Origin of the sequence: Streptomyces xanthophaeus (assembly GCF_000725805.1) — a bacterium.
In the GTDB taxonomy this organism is placed as follows: domain Bacteria; phylum Actinomycetota; class Actinomycetes; order Streptomycetales; family Streptomycetaceae; genus Streptomyces; species Streptomyces xanthophaeus.
Map to the genome: position 1 here is coordinate 136,388 of NZ_JOFT01000014.1, position 22,227 is coordinate 158,614.

Annotated in this window: 21 protein-coding genes, 2 tRNA genes and 1 pseudogene; 8 read left to right on the forward strand and 16 right to left on the reverse strand. The window is 70.2% G+C overall.

Features of this window, described 5'->3' with window-relative positions; genetic code table 11:
* Nucleotide 1 precedes the first annotated feature (1 nt).
* The 3 genes from IO30_RS0109490 to pknB all read left to right on the forward strand — a co-directional run bounded on the left by IO30_RS0109490 (nt 2) and on the right by pknB (nt 5,156).
* Nucleotides 2-1,438 carry an FtsW/RodA/SpoVE family cell cycle protein gene (locus tag IO30_RS0109490; RefSeq protein ID WP_031141244.1) on the forward strand — a complete coding sequence of 479 codons (1,437 nt, stop codon included), beginning with the start codon at nt 2-4 and terminating at the stop codon, nt 1,436-1,438.
* Nucleotides 1,435-2,901: a peptidoglycan D,D-transpeptidase FtsI family protein gene (locus IO30_RS0109495; RefSeq protein ID WP_031141246.1), complete on the forward strand. Its 1,467-nt coding sequence runs from the start codon at nt 1,435-1,437 to the stop codon at nt 2,899-2,901. Before IO30_RS0109490 ends, IO30_RS0109495 begins: the two co-directional genes overlap by 4 nt.
* 206 nt (nt 2,902-3,107) lie before the next feature.
* Nucleotides 3,108-5,156, forward strand: a complete 2,049-nt coding sequence (gene pknB, locus IO30_RS0109500; RefSeq protein WP_031141248.1) for a Stk1 family PASTA domain-containing Ser/Thr kinase — start codon at nt 3,108-3,110, stop codon at nt 5,154-5,156.
* A gap of 110 nt (nt 5,157-5,266) precedes the next feature.
* Here the strand turns inward: pknB and IO30_RS0109505 are convergent, their stop codons facing one another.
* The 6 genes and pseudogenes from IO30_RS0109505 to IO30_RS0109530 form a co-directional block, all read right to left on the reverse strand.
* On the reverse strand, nt 5,267-6,001 hold the full coding sequence (locus tag IO30_RS0109505) for a class E sortase (RefSeq protein WP_031141250.1): 735 nt from the start codon (nt 5,999-6,001) through the stop codon (nt 5,267-5,269).
* Nucleotides 6,002-6,023: 22 nt separating this feature from the next.
* A pseudogene (locus tag IO30_RS0109510) lies at nt 6,024-6,869 on the reverse strand (class E sortase); the annotation flags it as partial.
* Entirely contained in the window at nt 6,848-7,486 is a 639-nt protein-coding gene (locus IO30_RS0109515) for an aminodeoxychorismate/anthranilate synthase component II (protein ID WP_031141253.1), read from the reverse strand. The gene IO30_RS0109515 and the pseudogene IO30_RS0109510, both read right to left, overlap by 22 nt.
* Nucleotides 7,483-7,659: a hypothetical protein gene (locus tag IO30_RS45900; protein ID WP_031141255.1), complete on the reverse strand. Its 177-nt coding sequence runs from the start codon at nt 7,657-7,659 to the stop codon at nt 7,483-7,485. Before IO30_RS45900 ends, IO30_RS0109515 begins: the two co-directional genes overlap by 4 nt.
* 89 nt (nt 7,660-7,748) lie before the next feature.
* Entirely contained in the window at nt 7,749-8,510 is a 762-nt protein-coding gene (locus IO30_RS0109525; protein WP_051859360.1) for a class E sortase, read from the reverse strand.
* The gene (locus IO30_RS0109530) at nt 8,482-9,255 is read right to left on the reverse strand and encodes a DUF881 domain-containing protein (protein WP_031141259.1); all 774 of its coding nucleotides are present in this window, start codon (nt 9,253-9,255) and stop codon (nt 8,482-8,484) included. Before IO30_RS0109530 ends, IO30_RS0109525 begins: the two co-directional genes overlap by 29 nt.
* Nucleotides 9,256-9,346: 91 nt before the next feature.
* On the opposite strand from IO30_RS0109530, the gene crgA reads away from it, so the two are divergent.
* Entirely contained in the window at nt 9,347-9,601 is a 255-nt protein-coding gene (gene crgA / locus IO30_RS0109535; protein ID WP_030225155.1) for a cell division protein CrgA, read from the forward strand.
* A gap of 115 nt (nt 9,602-9,716) precedes the next feature.
* Here the strand turns inward: crgA and IO30_RS0109540 are convergent, their stop codons facing one another.
* A complete protein-coding gene (locus IO30_RS0109540; protein ID WP_031141262.1) occupies nt 9,717-10,598 on the reverse strand; it encodes a rhomboid family intramembrane serine protease in 882 nt (293 codons plus the stop codon).
* Nucleotides 10,599-10,680: 82 nt separating this feature from the next.
* On the reverse strand, nt 10,681-11,223 hold the full coding sequence (locus IO30_RS0109545; RefSeq protein WP_031141264.1) for a peptidylprolyl isomerase: 543 nt from the start codon (nt 11,221-11,223) through the stop codon (nt 10,681-10,683).
* Between the two features lie 175 nt (nt 11,224-11,398).
* Here IO30_RS0109545 and IO30_RS0109550 point away from each other — a divergent pair, with 175 nt between their 5' ends.
* Entirely contained in the window at nt 11,399-12,103 is a 705-nt protein-coding gene (locus tag IO30_RS0109550; protein WP_037893635.1) for a DUF5324 family protein, read from the forward strand.
* 79 nt (nt 12,104-12,182) lie between these two features.
* Here the strand turns inward: IO30_RS0109550 and IO30_RS46860 are convergent, their stop codons facing one another.
* Both IO30_RS46860 and IO30_RS0109560 read right to left on the reverse strand, forming a co-directional pair.
* A complete protein-coding gene (locus tag IO30_RS46860) occupies nt 12,183-12,731 on the reverse strand; it encodes a LysM peptidoglycan-binding domain-containing protein (protein WP_037893569.1) in 549 nt (182 codons plus the stop codon).
* A gap of 115 nt (nt 12,732-12,846) precedes the next feature.
* Complete coding sequence (locus IO30_RS0109560; RefSeq protein WP_031141269.1) at nt 12,847-13,326, reverse strand: MarR family winged helix-turn-helix transcriptional regulator; 480 nt, start codon at nt 13,324-13,326, stop codon at nt 12,847-12,849.
* Between the two features lie 249 nt (nt 13,327-13,575).
* Here IO30_RS0109560 and IO30_RS0109565 point away from each other — a divergent pair, with 249 nt between their 5' ends.
* Nucleotides 13,576-14,931: an MFS transporter gene (locus IO30_RS0109565; RefSeq protein WP_031154576.1), complete on the forward strand. Its 1,356-nt coding sequence runs from the start codon at nt 13,576-13,578 to the stop codon at nt 14,929-14,931.
* 87 nt (nt 14,932-15,018) lie between these two features.
* Here IO30_RS0109565 and IO30_RS0109570 read toward each other — a convergent pair.
* Nucleotides 15,019-15,091, reverse strand: a tRNA-Ala gene (locus IO30_RS0109570).
* Between the two features lie 161 nt (nt 15,092-15,252).
* Between IO30_RS0109570 and IO30_RS0109575 the strand changes: the two genes are divergently transcribed.
* Both IO30_RS0109575 and IO30_RS0109580 read left to right on the forward strand, forming a co-directional pair.
* Entirely contained in the window at nt 15,253-15,801 is a 549-nt protein-coding gene (locus IO30_RS0109575; RefSeq protein WP_031141273.1) for a transcriptional regulator, read from the forward strand.
* A gap of 44 nt (nt 15,802-15,845) precedes the next feature.
* Nucleotides 15,846-17,162 (forward strand): serine/threonine-protein kinase, encoded by a 1,317-nt coding sequence (locus tag IO30_RS0109580; protein WP_031141274.1) that lies wholly within the window; start codon nt 15,846-15,848, stop codon nt 17,160-17,162.
* On the opposite strand, the gene IO30_RS0109585 is transcribed toward IO30_RS0109580, so the two are convergent.
* From IO30_RS0109585 to gyrA, 5 genes are all read right to left on the reverse strand, one after another.
* Nucleotides 17,149-18,483, reverse strand: a complete 1,335-nt coding sequence (locus tag IO30_RS0109585) for a hypothetical protein (protein ID WP_031141276.1) — start codon at nt 18,481-18,483, stop codon at nt 17,149-17,151. The two genes, IO30_RS0109580 and IO30_RS0109585, sit on opposite strands and share 14 nt — an antisense overlap.
* Before the next feature lie 123 nt (nt 18,484-18,606).
* Complete coding sequence (locus tag IO30_RS43230; protein WP_208809277.1) at nt 18,607-18,741, reverse strand: DLW-39 family protein; 135 nt, start codon at nt 18,739-18,741, stop codon at nt 18,607-18,609.
* Between the two features lie 155 nt (nt 18,742-18,896).
* A tRNA-Ile gene (locus tag IO30_RS0109595) sits at nt 18,897-18,970 on the reverse strand.
* Nucleotides 18,971-19,065: 95 nt separating this feature from the next.
* Nucleotides 19,066-19,614, reverse strand: a complete 549-nt coding sequence (locus tag IO30_RS0109600; RefSeq protein ID WP_031141279.1) for a DUF3566 domain-containing protein — start codon at nt 19,612-19,614, stop codon at nt 19,066-19,068.
* An 87-nt stretch (nt 19,615-19,701) separates the two neighbouring features.
* Nucleotides 19,702-22,227: a DNA gyrase subunit A gene (gene gyrA, locus IO30_RS0109605; protein WP_237403515.1), complete on the reverse strand. Its 2,526-nt coding sequence runs from the start codon at nt 22,225-22,227 to the stop codon at nt 19,702-19,704.

The window sequence follows — 22,227 nt, forward strand, 5'->3', positions numbered from 1 at the left end:
CATGAGCGTTGTCACCAACACGACCACCATCGGCGCCATCGAGGCGCCGAGCCGGCGGAACACCGAGCTGATGCTGCTCGGCTTCGCCGTGGTCATCCCGATTTTCGCCTACGCCAACGTGGGCCTCGCGATCGACGGCACCCTGCCTCCCGGCATGGTGCTGTACGGCCTCGCCCTCGCTGCCCTCGCCGGGGTCGCGCACCTCGTCGTGCGCCGGTACGCCAAGTACGCCGACCCGCTGCTGCTGCCGCTGGCCACGCTGCTCAACGGTCTGGGCCTCGTCCTGATCTGGCGGCTCGACCAGTCCGAGCGGCTGCAGAACCTGGCCAAGCGCTCCTTCGGCGCGTTCTCCCCCTCCGCGCCCAACCAGATGATGTACACGGCGATGGCCATCGCCCTGTTCGCAGGCGTGCTGCTGGTCCTCAAGGACCACCGCGTCCTGCAGCGGTTCACCTACATCTCCATGGTCGCCGCCCTGGTGCTGCTCCTCCTGCCGCTCGTCCCCGGCCTCGGCGCGGACGTCTTCGGCGCCAAGATCTGGATCCGCGTCGCCGGATTCTCCATCCAGCCCGGCGAGTTCGCGAAGATCGTCCTCGCGGTGTTCTTCGCCGGCTACCTGATGGTCAAGCGCGACGCCCTGGCCCTGGCCTCCCGCCGGTTCATGGGCCTCTACCTGCCGCGCGGCCGCGACCTCGGCCCGATCCTGGTGATCTGGGCGATGAGCCTGCTGATCCTGATCTTCGAGAACGACCTCGGCTCCTCGCTGCTGTTCTTCGGCATGTTCGTGATCATGCTGTACGTGGCCACCGAGCGGACCAGCTGGATCGTCATCGGCCTGCTGATGTCGGTCGGCGGCGCCGTCGTCGTCGCCTCCTTCTCCAGCCACGTCGGGGCCCGCGTCAGCGCCTGGCTGGATCCCTTCGGCTGCTGGCAGCGCAACGGCGCCGACGCCGGTGCCTGCGAGCAGATCGCCCAGTCGATCATGAGCTTCGGCTCCGGCGGGGTCCTCGGCGCGGGCTGGGGACAGGGCAATTCCGACCTCATCGGCTTCGCCGCCAACTCCGACTTCATCTTCTCCACCGTCGGCGAGGAACTGGGCCTCACGGGCGTGATGGCCTTCCTGCTGATCTACGGGCTGATCATCGAGCGGGGCGTCCGCACCGCCCTCGCCGCCCGTGACCCCTTCGGCAAGCTCTTCGCCATCGGCCTCTCCGGTGCCTTCGCCCTCCAGATCTTCGTCGTCGCCGGCGGAGTCATGGGCCTCATCCCCCTCACCGGCATGACGATGCCCTTCCTCGCCTCCGGCGGTTCCTCCGTCCTCGCGAACTGGATCCTCATCGCCGTACTCATCCGGATCAGCGACACCGCACGCCGACCTGCCCCGGCTCCCGCTCCGTCCCCCGACTCCGAGATGACCCAGGTGGTCCGCCCGTCATGAACAAGCCCCTGCGCCGCATCTCGCTGTTCTGCGGGCTGCTCGTCCTCGCGCTGCTGATCCGGACCAACTGGATCCAGTACGTCCAGGCCGAGGACCTCAGCACCCGCAAGGAGAACCGCCGGGTCCAGATCGCCCAGTACGCCACCGAACGCGGCAACATCATCGTCAAGGGGGGCGAGCCGATCACCGGCTCGGCGGTCACCAACGGCAGCGACTACAAGTTCAAGCGGACGTACCTGGACGGACCCCTGTGGGCACCCGTCACCGGCTACGCCTCGCAGGCCTACGGCTCCACCCAGCTCGAATCGCTCGAGGACCAGATCCTCACCGGCAACGACGACCGGCTGTTCTTCGACCGCACGATCGGCATGTTCACCGGCGAGAAGAAGCAGGGCGGCAACGTCGTCACCACGCTCAACCCGGCCGCGCAGAAGGCCGCGTTCGAGAAGCTCGGCGACAAGAAGGGCGCGGTCGCCGCGATCGACCCGCGCACCGGGGCCATCCTGGCCCTGGTCTCCACCCCCTCGTACGACCCCTCCAGCTTCGCGGGCAACTCGAAGGACGACGAGAAGGCCTGGGTCTCGCTGAAGGACAGCGAGGACAAGAACCTGGTCAACCGGGCCCTGCGCGAGACCTACCCGCCCGGCTCGACCTTCAAGGTGGTCACCGCCGCCGCGGCCCTGGAGCACGGCGCGGTCTCCGACATCAACGCGCCGACGGACACCCCGGAGCCGTACATCCTGCCCGGCACGCAGACCCCGATGGTCAACCACGCGTCCGGCTGCGAGAAGGCCAGCCTCAACGAGGCCATGCGCGTCTCCTGCAACTCCGTCTTCGCGAACCTGGGCGACAAGGTCACCCGCGACAAGATGGTGCAGACCGCCGAGAAGTTCGGCTTCAACAACGACAAGATCGACACTCCGGTCCGCGCCTTCGCCAGCGTCTACGACAAGAAGATGAACAGGGACGGCAACGCCCAGAGCTCCATCGGGCAGTTCAACACCGCCGCCACCCCGCTCCAGATGGCCATGGTCACCGCCGCGATCGCCAACGACGGCAAGCTGATGAAGCCGTACATGGTGGACCAGCTCACCGCACCGAACCTGGACGTGATCGAGAAGCACGATCCGCAGGAGATGGGCCGGCCGCTGAGCGCCGCCAACGCGCAGAAGGTCCAGGAGATGATGGTCAACGTCGTCGAGAAGGGCACCGGCGCCAACGCCAAGATCAAGGACACCAAGGTCGGCGGCAAGACGGGCACCGCCCAGCACGGCGAGGGCAACAAGAAGCGCCCGTACGCCTGGTTCATCTCCTACGCCGAGAACCCGGACGGCACCTCGCCCGTCGCCGTCGCCGTCGTCATCGAGGACAGCGGCGCGGACCGCGAGGACATCAGCGGCGGCGGCCTCGCCGCACCCGTCGCCAAGGCCGTCATGGAAGCCGTACTCAAGAACCAGGGATGACCGAGGGACCGGGGGCGAGCAGTGGGGCGGCACACAAGTGAGCTGCGTCACTGCTCCCGTCCGGATCCGAGCGTACGGTACCGGTCCGGCATCAGCCTGTGGTCGCGAGCCGATCACTGACGATCGGCCGGTAGCCTTTGCGCGAACAGCACACCGCCGGACCACACACAGGTGCGGTCGGGACTGACGGAGAGGGCTGCAACGTTATGGAAGAGCCGCGTCGCCTCGGCGGCCGGTACGAGCTGAGCCACGTGCTCGGCCGTGGTGGCATGGCCGAGGTCTACCTCGCCCACGACACCCGGCTCGGCCGTACCGTCGCCGTCAAGACCCTGCGCGCCGACCTCGCCCGCGACCCGTCCTTCCAGGCCCGGTTCCGCCGCGAGGCCCAGTCGGCCGCATCGCTGAACCATCCGGCGATCGTCGCTGTCTACGACACCGGCGAGGACTACGTCGACAACATCTCCATCCCTTACATCGTGATGGAGTACGTCGACGGCTCCACCTTGCGCGAGCTCCTGCACTCCGGCCGCAAGCTGCTGCCCGAGCGCACCCTGGAGATGTGCATCGGCATCCTCCAGGCGCTGGAGTACTCCCACCGCGCCGGCATCGTCCACCGTGACATCAAGCCGGCCAACGTCATGCTCACCCGTACCGGCCAGGTCAAGGTCATGGACTTCGGCATCGCCCGCGCCATGGGCGACTCCGGCATGACCATGACGCAGACCGCCGCCGTCATCGGCACGGCGCAGTACCTCTCCCCCGAGCAGGCCAAGGGCGAGCAGGTCGACGCGCGCTCCGACCTGTACTCCGCGGGCTGCCTGCTGTACGAGCTCCTCAGCGTCCGGCCCCCGTTCGTCGGCGACTCCCCCGTGGCCGTCGCCTACCAGCACGTACGGGAAGAGCCGCAGCCGCCGTCGAACTTCGACTCCGAGATCACGCCCGAGATGGACGCCATCGTCCTCAAGGCCCTGGTCAAGGACCCCGACTACCGTTACCAGTCCGCCGACGAGATGCGGGCCGACATCGAGGCCTGCCTCGACGGCCAGCCCGTCGCCGCCACCGCCTCCATGGGCGCGGCCGGCTACGGCTACCCCGACCAGGGCCACGGCTACGGACACCAGGGCTACGACCAGCCCACCACCGCCCTGCGCACGGCCGACTCCGGCCAGACCTCGATGATGCCGCCCATGCCCCCCGGCGACGGCGGGTACGGGTACGGCGACCAGGGCCACGGCGGCTACGACCAGGGCCCGCACCGGCGGCAGAAGAAGAGCAAGGCCTCCACGATCCTGCTCGTGGCCGCCGGCATCCTCGTCCTCGTCGGCGCGATCCTCATCGGCCGCTCCCTCTTCAGCGGGAACGCCGACAACCGGCCCGCCGTGCCCAAGTTCGTCGGCCAGACCCTCGAACAGGCGCAGAAGAGCGGCGACAACGTCGGGATCAAGGTCGAGAAGGAAGCCGACGTCGCCTGCAAGGGCCAGCCCAAGGGCAACATCTGCTCGCAGTCCCCGGAGGCCGGCACCAAGGTCGACGAGGGCTCCTCGGTCAAGGTGAAGGTCTCCTCGGGCTCGCCCAAGGTCTCGGTCATCGACGTGCTGAACCTCAAGTACGAAGAGGCGGAGAAGGCCCTGAAGGACAAGGGCTTCCAGGTCGACCGCAAGCTCCAGGAGTCCGAGCGCACCCCGGGCACCGTCTTCGACCAGAACCCCAAGAGCGGCAGCGAGGCGGAAGAGGGCTCCCTCGTCACGCTGACCGTCGCCAAGGAGCAGTCGAAGGCACAGGTCCCGGACCTGATGGGCAAGACGAAGGAGCAGGCGTCCAAGCTGCTCACCGACGCCAAGCTCAAGCTGGGCAGCACCACCGAGACCGAGTCCCCCGGGGCCACGCCCAAGACGGTCATCGCGCAGCAGTTCGCCGCGGGCGAGCAGCTCGAGGTGGGCAAGACGGTCAACATCACGATCGCCAAGGCCGCGCAGCAGGTCCAGGTGCCGAACCTGGGTGGCAAGACCGTCGCCCAGGCCAAGCAGGAACTGACCGCCAAGGGTCTGGTCTTCGGCCGGGTCGTCACCGGCCCCACGGACGACAACGCGATCGTCGTCCTGTCCGACCCGGCCGCAGGCCAGCCGATCGCCACCGGAGGGACGGTCAACGTCACCACCTTCGGCGGCGGCGGCCAGCAGGACGGCGGCAACAACAACGGCGGCAACAACGGCGGAGGCTTCTTCGGAGGCCTGACCGGCGGCCGCGGCCGCTGACGCTCGTCCCGCAGACGCGGAAGGCCCGGCACCCCTGGGGTGCCGGGCCTTCCGCGTTCGGCGGTACAGCGGCCTCCAGGGGCCTTCCGCGGCCCCTGTGGCAGGTGTGGTCAGCGCAGTTCCGGGGGCAGCGTGCGCTGCGCGTCCACCTTGTCGGTCCGTACGAGCTCGCCCCACACGATGTAGCGGTACTTCGAGGTGTACACCGGGGTGCAGGTCGTCAGCGTGATGTAGCGCCCCGGAGCGGTCTTGCCCGACTCCTTCGGGACCGGGTTGATCACGTCCACGTTGTACTTGGAGGTCTGGCGCAGCTCGGCGAAGACCTTGTAGACGTACCAGGTGTCCCGGGTCTCGAAGACGATCGCGTCGCCGTTCTTCACCTTGTCGATGTTGTGGAACTTCGCGCCGTGCCCGTCCCGGTGCGCGGCGAGGGAGAAGTTCCCCTTCTCGTCCCAGGGCAGCGCCGACTTCACCGGCTCCGTGTAGTAGCCCGCGACGCCGTCGTTGAGGACCTCCGGCGACGTGCCCGGCTTGACCAGCACCTCGCCGTTCTTCATGGCCGGCACGTGCAGGAAGCCGACCCCGTCCTTGGTGTCCAGGGCCCCCGGCTGGGCGGGCTCGGAGGAGCCGGGGGAGGGGGTCTGCCACTGCTGGCGGATCTCGTCGCCCCGGGCCGATGCCTGCCGGTCGGCGAGCACGTTCGTCCACCACAGGGAGTAGGCCACGAAGAGGCCCAGCACGAGGCCCACCGTGATCAGGACCTCGCCCAGCAGGCTCAGGAACCCGGCGAGCACACTGCGGTGGGGAGGCGGCGCGGCGGCGCGGCGGCGGCGGGCACGAGACACTGCTGATTCGTCCTTCGGGCGGCTACGGGCTGTCCAGCGCGGGCGGAGGGCCCTGGCTGCGGGGGCGTTCGTCGGTCATCCTGCCCCATACGATCATCCGATAGGTGCTGGTGAACTCGGGGGTGCAGGTCGTCAGCGTGATGTACCGGCCGGGGGACGTGAAACCGGAACCCTCCGGAACCGGCTTGATCACCGCCACGTTGGTCGGCGGGGTCTGCGCCAGCGACGAGGTCATCTCGTAGGTGTAGTAGGCGTCCCGGGTCTCGACCACCACGGGGTCCCCCGGCACCAGCCGGTTGATGAAGCGGAAGGGCTCGCCGTGCGTGTTGCGGTGTCCCGCCACCGCGAAGTTGCCCTGCGGGTCCGAGGGCATCGCGGTCTTCAGCGCACCTTCGCCGTAGTGCCCGACCATCCCCCGGTCCAGCACCTTCGGCTTGCTGATGCCCTCCGCGACAGGCACCTTCACGTCCAGCTTCGGGATGTGCAGGATCGCGAAGCCCTGCCCCGGCTCGAACGCAGACACCGGCGGAGCGGCCGCGCCGCCGCCGCTCGTGTCCCGCTGCCAGGTCTGCTCCAGCGATCCGGCCGCCCCGTCGGCCGTCCGCTGCGCCAGGAGGTTCGTGTACCAGAGCTGGTAGGCCACGAACAGCAGCATCACCAGGCCCAGGGTGATGAACAGCTCACCGCCCAGGCGGCTCGCGACGACCAGTGGTCCGCCCGACGCCGGCCGCCTGCGGCGCCGGCCGCCCCGCCTGCGCGCCGCCCTGGCAGCCTGCTTCGCGGCCTCCTGGGCCGCCCTGCGCCGCGCGGCCCGGCCCTGGGTGGGCGCGGACGGCGCGACCGCCGTCACGCGACGGCCTTGCCCACCACCGGGGCCAGCCCCACCGAGCGGTCCACGGCACCCGCGTCACCGCAGCGCACCAGCCAGTTCGCGAGCATCCGGTGACCCCATTCGGTCAGCACCGACTCGGGGTGGAACTGCACGCCTTCCACGTCGTGCTCCCGGTGGCGCAGCCCCATGATGATCCCGTCCTCGGTCCGCGCCGTGACCTCCAGCGCGTCCGGGAGGGTCAGGGGCTCGGCCGCCAGGGAGTGGTAGCGGGTCGCGGTGAAGGGCGAGGGCAGTCCCTCGAAGACCCCCAGCCCCTCGTGCACCACCGGCGAGGTCTTGCCGTGGAGCAGTTCGGGGGCCCGGCCCACGACCCCGCCGTACGCGACCGCCATCGACTGCATGCCGAGGCAGACGCCGAAGACCGGAACGCCCGTCTGCGCGCAGTGCCGGACCATGTCGACGCAGACGCCCGCCTCCTCCGGGGTACCCGGGCCGGGGGAGAGCAGGACCCCGTCGAAGCCGTCCTGCGCGTGCGCGAGCTCCACCTCGTCGTTGCGCAGCACCTCGCATTCGGCGCCGAGCTGGTAGAGGTACTGGACCAGGTTGAAGACAAAGCTGTCGTAGTTGTCCACAACCAGAATGCGCGCGCTCACGGAGTGACTCCCGATCCCTCGTCCACCGTCACATCGTTGAACGGAAGGAGCGGCTCGGCCCACGGGAAGACGTACTGGAACAGTACGAACACCACCCCGAGGACCAGTACGAGTGAGATCAGCGCGCGGACCCACGCGTTTCCCGGCAGATGCCGCCAGATCCAGCCGTACATTCCGTCTGTTTCCCTTTTCGTCCACGATCGTTCCCGCACCGCAGGGGCGGTACGCGAACAGACTAAAGGCAGCGGCCCGACCAGGGGGGTCAGCTCGGCAAACCCTCAGGTCTGCCCTGCGCCGCAGGCCGGGTGGCGGTCAGCTCCGCCCAGACGACCAGCCGGTGGCTGTGGCCCCATTCGGGATCGCAGGTGGTCAGCGTCAGGTAGCGGCCGGGCGTCGTGAAGGGCGATCTGGCCGGCACCGGGTCGACCACGGCGACGTCGGTCGGCAGGGTGCGCAGCGGGCCGCCCCGGATCGTGTACGTGTACCAGGTGTCCGCGTCCTTGAGGATCACCTCGTCGCCGGTCCGCAGCCGGGGAAAGTCCTTGAAGGGGTCTCCGTAGGTCCGCCGGTGGCCCGCGACCGCGAAGTTCCCGGTGGCGCCGAGCCGGGCGGTGCCCTCGTAGTGGCCCAGGCCCTTCTTCAGCAGCTCGGTGCCCGTGCCCTGAAGGACCGGCTTGTTCCAGTCCTTCCCGAAGCGCGGGACGTACATCTCGGCGAAGGCCCGGCCCGCCGGGTAGGCCTCCGGTTCCGGCGCGGGCTGGGGCTGCGGCTGCGCCTCGGGCCGGGTGGGGGGCGGCTGCGGGGCGGCCGCGGGCGCCGCCGCCGACCAGCCGTCGCGCAGGCGCTCCATCTCCCCGTCCATGGCCCGGTCAGCCTTGACCCCGGTCCACAGCAGGACGTACGCCACGAACAGCACGATCAGCGTGCCCGCCGTCAGGCACACCTCGCTGAACGTCCGTACCACCAGGCGCAGTACGACGTCAGGACGGACGTGGTCAGGGCGTGGGCGCCACCGGCTTCGCATAGTGGAGGTCCACTGTGCCGGAGTAGCCGGGAAGTGTCAGCGCCTTGTGCTCGTCCACTTTCCAGCCGAGGCCGTACGCGTTCACGTACAGCTGGTAGTTCTGCAGGGCCGGGGAGGCGGCGAGCGCCTTGCGCAGCACGCCCGGGTCGCCGACCGCCGAGATCTTGTACGGGGGCGAGTAGACCCGGCCCTGGAGGATCAGGGTGTTGCCCACGCAGCGCACGGCGCTGGTGGAGATGAGCCGCTGGTCCATGACCTGGATGCCCTGGGCACCGCCCTGCCAGAGCGCGTTCACCACGGCCTGGAGGTCCTGCTGGTGGATCACCAGGTCGTTCGGGTGCGGCTCGGGCACGTTGGGGATGCGGGCGGTGGCGTTCGGCGGCGCGTCGTTGAGGGTGACCGTCAGTCCTTTGCCCGACAGCTCCTCGGTGCCCGCGGCGGCGCGCAGGCCGGCCAGCTCGGCGTCCTCGGCCTTGGTCCGGCCGTCGTCGCGCTCGGCGAGGGTGTCCACCCGGCTGCGGACCGGCCCGAGGCTCTGCTCCAGCTCCGCGTTGCTCTGACTGCGCTCCTCGATGAGGTCGGACAGCTTCAGGAGTGACGCGTCCGTGCGGATGTTCGTACCCTTGGAGGTGTTGAAACTGGTGACGAAGATGAGGCCTGCCAGGGCGAAGACGGCGGCCGTCAGCAGCCGGACCGGTCTGGCACGGCGACGGGGACCCGCGGAGGAGTCGTCGGAATTGCTCAACGTACCCTTCTCCTTCAACGCCACAGGTCCACTACGCTAACGGACGCCCGGGGCAGGCAAGGTCCCCAGCGCATCGACAGGAGAGCCCCTCGTGCCGAAGTCACGTATCCGCAAGAAGGACGACTACACGCCGCCGCCGGCGAAGCAGGCGCAGACGATCAGGCTGACGAACCGCAGCTGGGTCGCCCCGGTGATGCTGGCGTTCTTCCTCATCGGACTGGCCTGGATCGTCGTCTTCTACGTGACCGATACCCAGCTGCCCGTCGAGGCGCTGGGCAATTGGAACATCGTGGTCGGTTTCGGCTTCATCGCGGCGGGATTCGGCGTCTCCACGCAGTGGAAGTAGCAGTAACCGGTCTCTGACGGAAGCTCTCCCCAAGAGTTATCCACAGCGTCATCCACACCTGAGGAAAAGACAGAAGATCTGTGGATAACTCTGTGGAGAGTTGACGCCGGTGTGATCAGGTGAGTGCCGTGAGATCCGCCGTGCGGACCAGGATCACCGCGGTCACCAGCAGGAACACCACCACACAGGTGCCCCACTGCACGAGCGCCCGGTTCCTTCCTGCGGAAGGCCCGAGCATGCCCAGACCCACCAGCGCACCGGTGATCAGGCCGCCGACGTGGGCCTGCCAGGACACCGACAGCGACCCGCCGAGCGGCACGAAGGTCAGCACCAGCATCAGCGCGACCATGATCAGCACCGGCCGCATCTCGTACCGCAGGCGGCGGGCCAGCACCACGGTGGCGCCGAGCAGGCCGAAGACGGCCCCGGACGCACCGAGGGTCGGCGTGTTGGGCGCGGTCAGCAGATAGACGAGGGCGCTGCCGCCCAGGCCCGACAGCAGGTACACGGCGAGGTAGCGGGACCGGCCCAGCGCCGCCTCCAGCGGGCCGCCGATGACCCACAGGCCGATCATGTTGCCGATGATGTGCCACCAGTCGACGTGCAGGAACACCGAGCTCAGCAGGCGGTAGTACTCGCCGGTGGCGACCCCTTCGACGGGGCGGCCGAGTTCCCGGTAGCGGCCGAGCAGCTCCAGATGGATCACGACGGCCGGGGCGAGCAGGCTCACGAAGAACACCGCGACGTTGATCGCGATCAGGATCTTGGTGACGAGCTGAGGGTCATCGGCGACCACCCCGCCCGCCAGGGTGCGCGGCGCATTGGCGACCGGACGGTGCCCGGTCCCCGACCCGTCCCGTACGCACTCGGGGCACTGGAAGCCCACCGACGCGCTGATCATGCACTGGGGGCAGATCGGGCGCTCGCAGCGCGTGCAGCTGATCCCCGTGTCACGGTCCGGGTGGCGGTAGCAGCGCGGCAGACGGTCGGTGTCCATCGGTCCCCTCGGTCAGGTCCGGTATGTATCCAGGACGGACGGGCAGGGCGGAAGGTTCCCGGCGGCCGGCCGGGCCGAGGGGTCAGCGCTTGTCGACGGCGCGCTTCTCCACGACGACGGACTGGATGACCACGTCGTCGAGGGGGCGCTCGGTGCGCGGGTTGGTGGCGCTGCCGGCGATGGCGTCCACGACCTTCCGGCTGGCCGCGTCGGTGACCTCGCCGAAGATGGTGTGCTTGCGCGTCAGCCAGGCGGTGGGGGCGACGGTGATGAAGAACTGCGAGCCGTTGGTGCCCGGCCCGGCATTGGCCATGGCCAGCAGGTAGGGCTTGGTGAAGGCCAGGTCGGGGTGGAACTCGTCGGCGAACTGGTAGCCGGGGCCGCCGGTCCCGTTGCCGAGCGGGTCGCCGCCCTGGATCATGAAGCCGCTGATGACCCGGTGGAAGACGGTGCCGTCGTACAGCGGGTCCGTGGTCTTCTGGCCGTCGGTGGGGCGGGTCCACTCGCGGGCACCCGTCGCCAGCTCCACGAAGTTCCGGACGGTCTTCGGCGCGAAGTTGGGCAGCAGCTCGATCTCGATGTCGCCGTGGTTCGTCTTCAGGGTGGCGTAGAGCTTCTCGGCCACGGATCTGCCTTCCATAGTCATCACTGTCGGTCCAGATCTTCCCACGGAGCGCAGCACGGCACAGAAAATCGTCCACCCGTATGCCCTGTCACGCATGCCCGGTGGCGGTAGGGCAGGCATGATCCGACAAAGGGTGGAAAGGTGAACTGTGTCCGCCACCGAGGAGGAGGATCCCGTGACCGGCAAGGACAGCGTGCGCCTGGCAGCCGAGAGCGCCAGGGAGAGTGTGAGGCACGCGGCGGAAGTGGTGGCGCCGTACGCAGAGTCCGCCAAGGATGCCGCGGTGCACTACGCGCATGAGGCGAACGAGCGGCTGGCGCCCCGGGTGTCGTACGCGGCCAACGAGGCCGCACGGCAGGCGCGCACCACCTACGACTGCCACGTACACCCACGGCTCAAGGCGGCGCGCACGCACGTGCCGCCGAATGTGGACCGGGCGGCGACGAAGGCGGTGAGGCAGACGCGCGAGGCGGCCCGGCAGGCGGCCGAGTACACGCAGCCGCGGATCGAGAGCGCGTTCGCGGCGGCTCAGCCGGTGGCCGAGGAGGCCGCGTCCCGCTCGACGGCCGCCTTCGCTGCGCTGCGCGGCCAGGTGACGCCCAAGGAGATCCAGCGCCTGGTGCGCCGTCACGAGCGGCGGGCCCGTACGGGCCGGGTGCTCAAGGCGGTGGCCCTGGTCGGGCTGGTGGCCGGCGGCGCGTTCGTGGTCTGGAAGTGGTGGGACCAGCAGTCGAACCCGGACTGGCTCGTCGAACCGCCGGCGGCCACCGAGCTGTCGGCGCACGACTCCGGACCGGCGAGCTTCGACGACGAGCTGGCGGAGAAGGAGCGCGAGGCGGACCCCGGGCCGGGATCTGCCACGGACGACAAGCAGTTCTGAGGCTTGTGGACGAAGGGGCCCGGATCCTGGAACGGATCCGGGCCCCTTCGTCTTTCTCGCCCTGTCGGCTTCCGCCCTGTCAGGAGGGAAGGGTGAGGATCATGCCGGGGCGGATCAGGTCGGGGTTGGGGCCCACGACGCCCTTGTTCATGGCGTAGAGCTCGCGCCATCGGCCCTCGTTGCCGAGCTCGCGGCGGGCGATCAGGGACAGCGAGTCGCCGGGCCTGACCGTGTACGTGCGCTTCTTGGCCGCGGGCGCGGGCTTCATCGGAGACGCGGGCACGGCCTTGTGCGCCGCCGAGCCGGGCGTCGGGGTGTGCGCGGCCCCGGGTCGGCTGGCAGCCGCGGAGGGCTTCGGCGGCATCCCGGCCGGCCTGGGGGCGGCGGGGACGGCCTTGTGCGCGGCCGACGAGGGGCTCGGCATCGCGGGCGCGGCCTTCGGCGCGGGCTTGGGCGGCGCTGCGGCCGCCATGCGCTCGGCGGCCGCACGGGTGGCCGAGGCGGCGTCGGACGCCGGACTCGCAGCAGGCTTCGTCCCGGCCGACGCCTGCTCCTGGACCTGCTCCTTCGCCTTCTCGGCGGCCTCGTGCTTCTTCTTGTCGGACTTCAGGAAGTCGAAGATTCCCATGTCTGTACGCCTCCGGCGTGGTGTTTCCCCCTCGGCGCGATGCCTTCCCCCACTGTCGGACACCGGGCGCCGGGCGGCCCAGTGACTGGGCCGTCCGGGGGACACGACGGCCGGGTCACTGCCGGGCGCGGCGCGCCGGGCGGGGGCTGTCGGAGGGCGTGCCCAGGTCCCCTTCGGCCAGGAGTCCGAGGACCCGCAGCAGGGCGGCGCGGTCGGCTTCGGGAAGGGCGGCGAGGGCGTCCGCGTGCACCCGGTCGACGATCCGGGTGCTCTGCCGCGCGACGGCCGCGCCCTTGTCGGTGACGGCGATGATCCGGGCCCGGCGGTCCTTGCCGGAGGGCCGGCGCTCGGCCAGTCCGGCCTGCTCCAGGGCGTCCACGGTGACGACCATCGTCGTCTTGTCCATGTCGCCGATCTCCGCCAGCTGGATCTGGGTGCGCTCCTCCTCCAGGGCGTGCACGAGGACGCAGTGCATCCGGGCGGTGAGCCCGATCTCGTCCAGTGCAGCTGCCATACGGGTGCGCAGCACATGGCTGGTGTGGTCCAGGAGGAAGGAGAGGTCGGGCTCGGTCCGGGTGGGCGCCATCGCAGTCATGACTCCACCCTAATCTTTGTTCCGAAGAAAATAGTCTGCAACGAAACTATCTGCTACGGTCACACCAGTCGCCCTCACTGACTGGAGAGACCGATGCCTGCCGCTTCCCCCTCCACCGCCCCCGCGTCCACCGATCCCGCGTCCACCGCCGTCGGCGAGGCGGCGTCCACCGCCGCCGGGGCCGGTGCGAGCGCCGCCCCGCGCGGACTGCGCTCCCGCTGGACCGCCCTCACCGTGCTCTCCACGGGCATGCTGATGACGATCCTCGACGGCAGCATCGTCACCGTCGCGATGCCCGCTATCCAGGACGACCTGGGCTTCACCCCCGCCGGCCTGAGCTGGGTGGTCAACGCCTACCTGATCGCCTTCGGCAGCCTGCTGCTCCTCGCCGGCCGGCTCGGCGACCTGATCGGCCGCAAGCGGATGTTCCTGGCCGGGACCACCGTCTTCACCGGCGCCTCGGTGCTCGCCGCCTTCGCCGCCTCCCCCGGCGTCCTGATCGCCGCCCGCTTCCTCCAGGGACTGGGCAGCGCCATGGCCTCCGCCGTCGGCCTGGGCATCCTGGTCACCTTGTTCACCGCGCCCCGCGAACGCGCCAAGGCCATCGCCGTGTTCTCCTTCACCGGGGCGGCCGGGGCCTCCCTGGGCCAGGTGCTCGGCGGGGTCCTCACCGACGCCCTCGACTGGCACTGGATCTTCTTCATCAACCTGCCGATCGGGCTCGCCGCCCTCCTGCTGGCCCGCCCCGCACTCCCTTCCGACCAGGGCCTCGGACTGCGCGCCGGCGCCGACGTCATCGGTGCGGTCCTGGTCACCGCCGGGCTGATGCTGGGCATCTACACCGTCGTCGAGGTGGAGCAGTACGGCTGGACCTCCCCGCACACCCTCGGCCTCGGCGCCCTCTCCCTCGCCCTGCTGGCCGCCTTCATCCTGCGCCAGGCCCGGGCCCGGACCCCGCTGGTACCCCTGCGGATCTTCCGCTCGCGGACCGTCGTCGGGGCGAACCTGGTCCAGATGCTGATGGTGGCCGCGCTCTTCTCCTTCCAGATCCTGGTCGCCCTCTACCTCCAGAAGGTCAAGGGCTACGGAGCCGCCGGGACGGGCCTCGCCATGCTTCCCGCGGCGCTGGTGATCGGCGCGGTCTCCCTCGGGGTCTCGGCCCGCCTGAACGCCCGCTTCGGCGAACGCCGGGTCCTGCTCGCCGGTCTCGCCCTGCTCGCCCTCGCCCTCGGCCTGCTGACCCGGCTGCCGGTGGACGCCGACTACGTCACCGACCTGCTCCCGGTGATGCTCCTGGCCGCCGGCTTCGGCCTGGCCCTGCCCGCCCTCACGACCCTGGGCATGTCCGGCTCCGGCGACGGGGACGCGGGACTCGCCTCGGGCCTGTTCAACACCACCCAGCAGATCGGCATGGCCCTCGGCGTGGCCGTCCTCTCCACCCTGGCGGCCTCCCGCACCGAGTCCCTGACCGACCGGGGCGCCACCCCGGCCGAAGCCCTCACCGGCGGCTACCACCTCGCCTTCGCCCTCGGCGCCGCCCTCCTCCTGACGGCGATCACCCTGACGGCCACCCTCCTGCGCCCCACCCGCACCCCGCAGAACTGACGCCCCGACGTGCAGCGTTGAGGTGACGGGATACGCAAAAAGCCCCCTGTGATCTGCGTTTTCGCAGGTCACAGGGGGCTTTACGTGTGGAGCCTAGGAGATTCGAACTCCTGACATCTGCCTTGCAAAGGCAGCGCTCTACCAACTGAGCTAAGGCCCCGTGAAACGGGTATGACCGTACCCCGGACGGGGAGCGGTCGTTCCGCAGAACAGAGTACCGGGTGTACCCCCTCATCCCGCAAAATGATAGGGACTCCCGCCCCGCGACCACGCTCCGTAAGATGCTCGCGAGGTTCGCACCAGCGAAGGGGAGTAGTAAGCGTGGACGCAGTACAGCAAGAGGCTACGGCCAGAGCCAGAGAACTTCAGCGCAGTTGGTACGGGGAGCCGCTGGGAGCGCTCTTCCGTCGGCTCATAGATGATCTCGGTCTGAACCAGGCTCGCCTCGCTGCCGTCCTCGGACTGTCGGCGCCCATGCTGTCCCAGCTGATGAGCGGCCAGCGCGCCAAGATCGGCAATCCTGCCGTGGTCCAGCGCGTACAGGCCCTCCAGGACCTCGCCGGCCAGGTGGCCGACGGGAGCGTCAGCGCGGCGGAGGCCACCGACCGGATGGACGAGATCAAGAAGACCCAGGGCGGATCCGTGCTCAGCAGCAGCGGGCAGACCACCACCAGCTCCGGCGCCCCCACCGTCAAGCGCGTCGTCCGGGAGATCCAGTCGCTGCTGCGCTCGGTCTCGGCGGCCGGCGACATCATCGACGCGGCGGACTCCCTCGCCCCCAGCCACCCGGAACTGGCAGAGTTCCTCCGGGTGTACGGCGCGGGCCGCACCGCCGACGCGGTCGCCCACTACGAGGCCCACCAGAACTGACACGCACGGCGGCGGACAACGGGTGACGGGGGACGGGCACAGCGATGGGTGAGGTCTTCGCCGGTCGGTACGAGCTGATCGATCCGATCGGGCGCGGTGGCGCGGGCGCCGTCTGGCGCGCCTGGGACCACCGGCGCCGCCGGTACGTGGCGGCCAAGGTGCTCCTGCAGAGCGACGCCCACACGCTCCTGCGCTTCGTGCGGGAGCAGGCCCTGCGCATCGACCACCCGCACGTGCTGGCCCCGGCCAGCTGGGCGGCCGACGACGACAAGGTCCTCTTCACGATGGACCTCGTCGGCGGCGGTTCCCTCGCCCACGTGATCGGGGACTACGGGCCGCTGCCGCCCCGTTTCGTGTGCGCGCTGCTCGACCAGCTGCTGTCGGGGCTGGCGGCGGTGCACGCGGAGGGCGTCGTCCACCGCGACATCAAACCGGCCAACATCCTGATGGAGGCCACCGGGACCGGACGGCCGCACCTGCGGCTGTCCGACTTCGGCATCTCGATGCGCAAGGGCGAGCCCCGGCTGACCGAGACCAACTACGTGGTCGGCACGCCGGGTTATTTCGCCCCCGAACAACTCATGGGCGCCGAGCCCGACTTCCCGGCCGACCTGTTCGCCGTCGGACTGGTCGCCCTGTACCTGCTCCAGGGCCGCAAACCCGACTCCCAGGCCCTGGTGGAGCATTTCCTCGCCCACGGGACCCCCGGCGCCCCGGAAGGCGTTCCCGCGCCCCTGTGGGACGTCCTCGCCGGTCTCCTCCAGCCCGACCCGCAGAGCCGGTTCCGTACGGCCACGGGGGCACGCAAGGCCCTTGCCGAGGCCGTGGAGCTGCTGCCGCCGGCCGCCCCGGACGAGGACCCGGTGGAGGTGTTCGACCAACTGGGACCGCTCCCGGCCGGTTTCGGCCCTCAGGGGCCCCAGAGCACGGCTGCGGTGACGCCCGAGGCACCCACGGCCGCCGCGCCGGTACCGGGCGCCCCCACAGCCGCCTCGGGCCTCTCGGGGACCCCGGGCGCCACAGCCGAGGCCTCCCGTACCGATCCGCGCGGCACCGTGCCGATGCCGTTCCCGGGCCCTGCCACCCCGGCAGCCCCGCCCGTCCCGGCAGCCGCCGCTCCGGTCGGCGCCCCGGCCCCGGTGTCCGCGTACGGCCCCTCCGGGTACGGGCCCTCCGAGACGGGCAGCTTCCACCTGCCGCCCCCCGTCCCGACCGGCCCGCTGCCCGAGCCCGTCACCGCCGCGCACCCGGCGGCCCGTACGGGCTCCATCGCCCCGCCCCCGGCCAAGGTGACGGCCGGGATCCTCGCCCTGGCGCTGCTCTGCTTCGCCGTGGGCACCTGGGCCCTCACGCAGCTGTAGCACCCCGGCCGCGCCTCGCCAGCAGGATCCAGCCGCCGAGGACGAGCAGCAGCAGCGCCCCGGCGGAGAAGCCCGCTCCGGCCACGACCCGCATCACGGAGCGCTCGTCGGCGGCCGCGGCGGCCTCCGGCGCGGTCAGGCCCTCCTTCGCGGCGGCCCGCTCCTCGGCGCCGACCGCGAAGCCGGCGGCGGCCGGACTCTCCTTGTACGCGGGCGCCTTGGCGGGCGTGCCCACCAGGTCGAGGCGCAGGGTCAGCGGCACGGGTACGGCGTCCTCGGTGAAGTCGGAGACCTTCGCGCCCATCGTGACCGCGACGTAGTACCAGCCGGCCACCGCCGCGGGCTGGACGTCCCGGTCGCTGGAGAAGCGGTTCTCGTAGGCGACGGGCGGGGTCTTCTCCAGGGTGATCCCGGCCTGCTTGCCGTCGTAGGAGACGTCCTCGTACGAGACCAGGCCGCGGTAGGGGTTGTAGAGGGACACGGTGAGCCCGTTGGAGGCGGAGCCGTACTCCTTGGTCAGCTTGGCGGCGGCGAGTTCGGCGCCGACGCCCAACTGCTGGCCCCAGTCGAGCGGGACCCGGTAGAAGCGGGTCTGCCCGGGCCGCATCTCGTCGCGCCACACCCCGGCGCCCAGGGCACGGGCGTCGTTGAAGCCGGTGCCGCCGGTACGGGCCACCGGCTCGGTGCCGGGCAGCGCCGGAGCACCCGAAGGCCAGCTGCTGGGCGCGGCGGTGGGGCCGCCCGCGCCCCGCCCCGGCTCCCGCTGGACCTTGAGCTCCAGCGGCCAGGGGCTCTGGTCCGAGCCCTTGACCGCGGTGCGGGTGACCTTGGCGTAGTAGACCCCGGCGGGCGCGCAGTCCTTGTCCTCCGCGCCCCAGCGGACGCCGGCGGCGCTGATGGGCACCGCGTCGTAGCCGAAGCTCGCCCGGCCGGTACTGCCCGGGCAGGAGCGCCCGGCGGTGGTCATGAGCTCCACCTCGATGCCGTCGCTGCCGGTGACCTTCGCGCCCGCGGGGGGCCGCACCACGGCAGAGACGTAGACGTTGGACTCGTCCTTCTCCAGGACCAGCCGGTACACGCGCTCCCCGGGGGCGATCGTGTCCGCGTAGGCGCTGCCCGGGTCGATCTGCGGGGCGTCCGCCGAGGAGGACCCGCCCTCGACCGCCTTCGCGCCGTCCGCGGCCCGGTACGTCGGGGCCGGCTGCGGCGCCGTCTCAGCCGCGCTCGCCGCGCCGGCCGTCCCCGGTGCACCGGCCGCCAGGCCCAGGGCCGCCGCCCCCGCCACGGCTCCCGCCCGCACTGCCGTCCGTACCCGACCCATCACGTCCACCCCGACTTTGCTCGCGCAAGCCAAATCTTTGCATAACGTAACTTTTTGTCACAGAACAGCACAAAGCCCCGGCCGCAGCGGCAGCCGGGGCTTCATGAGGATCAGCCTTCGGTCTCACACACCGGAACCAGAGGGCACGGAGTCAGTTGCCTCCGTCCACAGGTCCTGCTCGGCGCGGTCCGCCTGGATCTGGCGGTACACGAGGAGCCCGCCGATGGCGGCCAGTGCGACCAGGAGCAGCTTCTTCACCGCGCGACCTCGTCTTTCGTTGACGTAGGGGACTTCTGGCGCCCAACAATACACACCGGTCGTTATCGATCGGTGCCCTGGCGACCGCTACCCGGCCCGTCAACTGGCCCTACGACAAAGACCCCCAGGCCTTGGCCTGGGGGTCTTCGACACTGTGGGGCTAACAGGATTTGAACCTGTGGCCTCATCCTTATCAGGGATGCGCTCTAACCAACTGAGCTATAGCCCCATCCGCGCTGCGCGCTGACTCCTGAAGATTAGCGCACAGAGCGGGTACAGCCAAAATCCGTTCCCCGGGGGCTTCCCCGCAGGTCAATCAGCAGGTCACTCGTCCTCGGCCAGCGTGAGCTCCACGCCGCCGACGAACCCTGCCGACAGGTTGTAGATGAACGCGCCGAGCGTCGCGAGGGCCGTCGCCAGCACCACGTCGATCACCGCGATCACCGAGGTGAAGATCAGCACCCGGGGCAGCGAAAGGAACGACTGGAGGTCGAAGCCGTTGCTCTCGTTCGACCCGGTCGCCTCGCTGATGGTGCCGCCGACGGTCGAGAAGACGCTCATCGCGTCCATGACCATCCACAGCACCGCGGCCGCCACGACGGTGCACACGCCCAGCGCGATCGACAGCAGGAAGCTGACCTTCATCACCGACCACGGGTCGGCCTTCGCCACCCGCAGCCGCGCCTTGCGCGTCCGGGGCGCCGTACGGGCCCCCGTACGCGGCTTGCGCTGCGCGGAGGCCGCGGAGCCGCCGCGCGGCGCCCCCGGGCCCGAGGGCGCGGCATAGGCCTGCGGCGGCTGGTAGGGCTGCGCGGGCCGGTCCTGGTCGGCGCCTGCGCCGGCCTGGGACTGCGGCCCTCGGGTGTCCGTCACGGTTCCCCCCTGGGAGTCCGCGGCGGTGCCACGGGCACCGTTCGCTCCAGTCTTGGCCGGTCCGGCGCCCGTGGCTCCACTCACGACTTACTCCTCGTGCTCCCCGGCCGAGGGCTCAGTGCCCTCGGCGGCCTCGGCGGCCTGTCCGTCGGCCGCCTCGGTCCCGGTCTCTGTCTCGATCTCGTCGACCTCGTCAGCTTCCTGACCGGCCTCGGCGTTGCGAGCGATGCCGACCACGGCATCGCGCTTGCCCAGGTTGATCAGCTGGACGCCCATGGTGTCACGGCCGGTCTCCCTGACTTCGTTGACGCGCGTACGAATCACACCACCGCCGAGCGTGATGGCGAGAATCTCGTCCGTTTCGTCCACCACGAGCGCCCCGACGAGGGACCCGCGGTCCTCCACGATCTTGGCAGCCTTGATGCCCAGACCGCCACGGCCCTGCACGCGGTACTCGTCGACCGGCGTCCGCTTGGCGTAGCCGCCGTCGGTCGCGGTGAAGACGAACGTACCGGGCCGGACCACGCTCATGGAGAGCAGTTCGTCACCCTCGCGGAAACTCATGCCCTTCACGCCCGAAGTGGCGCGGCCCATCGGGCGCAGCGCGTCGTCGGTCGCCGTGAAGCGGATCGACTGCGCCTTCTTGCTGATCAGCAGCAGGTCGTCCTCGGCGGACACCAGCTCGGCGCCGATCAGCTCGTCGTCGCCCCCGTTCTCCGTCTCCCGGAGGTTGATGGCGATGACGCCACCCGAACGGGGCGAGTCGTAGTCCTTGAGCGCCGTCTTCTTCACCAGGCCGCCCTTGGTGGCCAGGATCAGGTAGGGCGCGGCCTCGTAGTCGCGGATCGCGAGGATCTGGGCGATCTTCTCGTCCGGCTGGAAGGCCAGCAGGTTCGCCACGTGCTGCCCGCGGGCGTCGCGGCCCGCGTCCGGGAGCTCGTACGCCTTGGACCGGTAGACCCGGCCCTTGTTCGTGAAGAACAGCAGCCAGTGGTGCGTGGTGGAGACGAAGAAGTGGTCGACCAGGTCGTCCTGCTTCAGCTTCGTACCGCGCACGCCCTTGCCGCCGCGCTTCTGCGAGCGGTAGTCCTCGGTCTTGGTCCGCTTGACGTAGCCGCCGTGCGTGATCGTGACGACGATGTCCTCTTCGGCGATCAGGTCCTCCATGGACATGTCACCGTCGAAGGGCACCAGCTTGGAGCGCCGGTCGTCGCCGAACTTCTCGACGATGGCCGCGAGTTCCTCGCTGACGATCTGGCGCTGGCGCTCCTCGGAGGCCAGGATCGCGTTGTACTCGTTGATCTTGGCCTGGAGCTCGTCGTGTTCGGCGACGATCTTCTGCCGCTCCAGTGCCGCCAGGCGCCGCAGCTGCATCTCCAGGATCGCGTTCGCCTGGATCTCGTCGATCTCCAGGAGGCCCATCAGGCCCTCGCGCGCGATCTCGACGGTGTTGCTGCGCCGGATCAGCGCGATGACCTCGTCGATCGCGTCCAGCGCCTTGAGCAGACCGCGCAGGATGTGCGCGCGCTCCTCCGCCTTGCGCAGGCGGAACTTGGTGCGCCGGACGATGACCTCGATCTGGTGCGTCACCCAGTGGCGGATGAAGGCGTCGATCGACAGCGTGCGCGGCACGCCGTCCACGAGCGCCAGCATGTTCGCGCCGAAGTTCGTCTGCAGGTCGGTGTGCTTGTACAGGTTGTTCAGCACGACCTTGGCGACCGCGTCCCGCTTCAGGACGATGACCAGGCGCTGGCCCGTCCGCGAGGACGTCTCGTCGCGGACGTCGGCGATCCCGCCGACCTTGCCGTCCTTGACCAGGTCCGCGATCTTCTGCGCGAGGTTGTCGGGGTTGGTCTGGTACGGGAGCTCGGTGACCACCAGGCACTGGCGGTTCTGGATCTCCTCGACCTCCACCACCGCGCGCATCGTGATGGAGCCGCGCCCGGTCCGGTACGCCTCCTCGATGCCCTTGCGGCCCACGACCAGGGCGCCGGACGGGAAGTCCGGGCCCTTGATCCGCTCGATGAGCGCGTCCTGGAGCTCCTCGTGCGAGGCCTCCGGGTGCTCCAGCGCCCACTGGGCGCCGGCCGCGACCTCGCGCAGGTTGTGCGGCGGGATGTTGGTGGCCATACCGACCGCGATGCCGGCGCTGCCGTTGACCAGCAGGTTCGGGAAGCGCGCCGGCAGGACCGTCGGCTCCTGGTTGCGGCCGTCGTAGTTGTCCGTGAGGTCGACGGTCTCCTCGTCGATGTCCCGGAGCATCTCCATGGCCAGCGGCATGAGCTTGCACTCGGTGTAGCGCATCGCGGCGGCCGGGTCGTTGCCCGGGGAGCCGAAGTTGCCGTTGGAGTCCACCAGCGGCATGCGCAGCGACCACGGCTGGGCCAGGCGGACCAGGGCGTCGTAGATCGAGGAGTCACCGTGCGGGTGGTACGTGCCCATGACGTCGCCGACGACGCGGGCGCACTTGTAGAAGCCCTTCTCGGGCCGGTAGCCGCCGTCGTACATCGCGTACAGCACACGACGGTGGACCGGCTTGAGGCCGTCCCGTACGTCGGGCAGCGCGCGGGACACGATGACGGACATCGCGTAGTCGAGGTAGGAGCGCTGCAT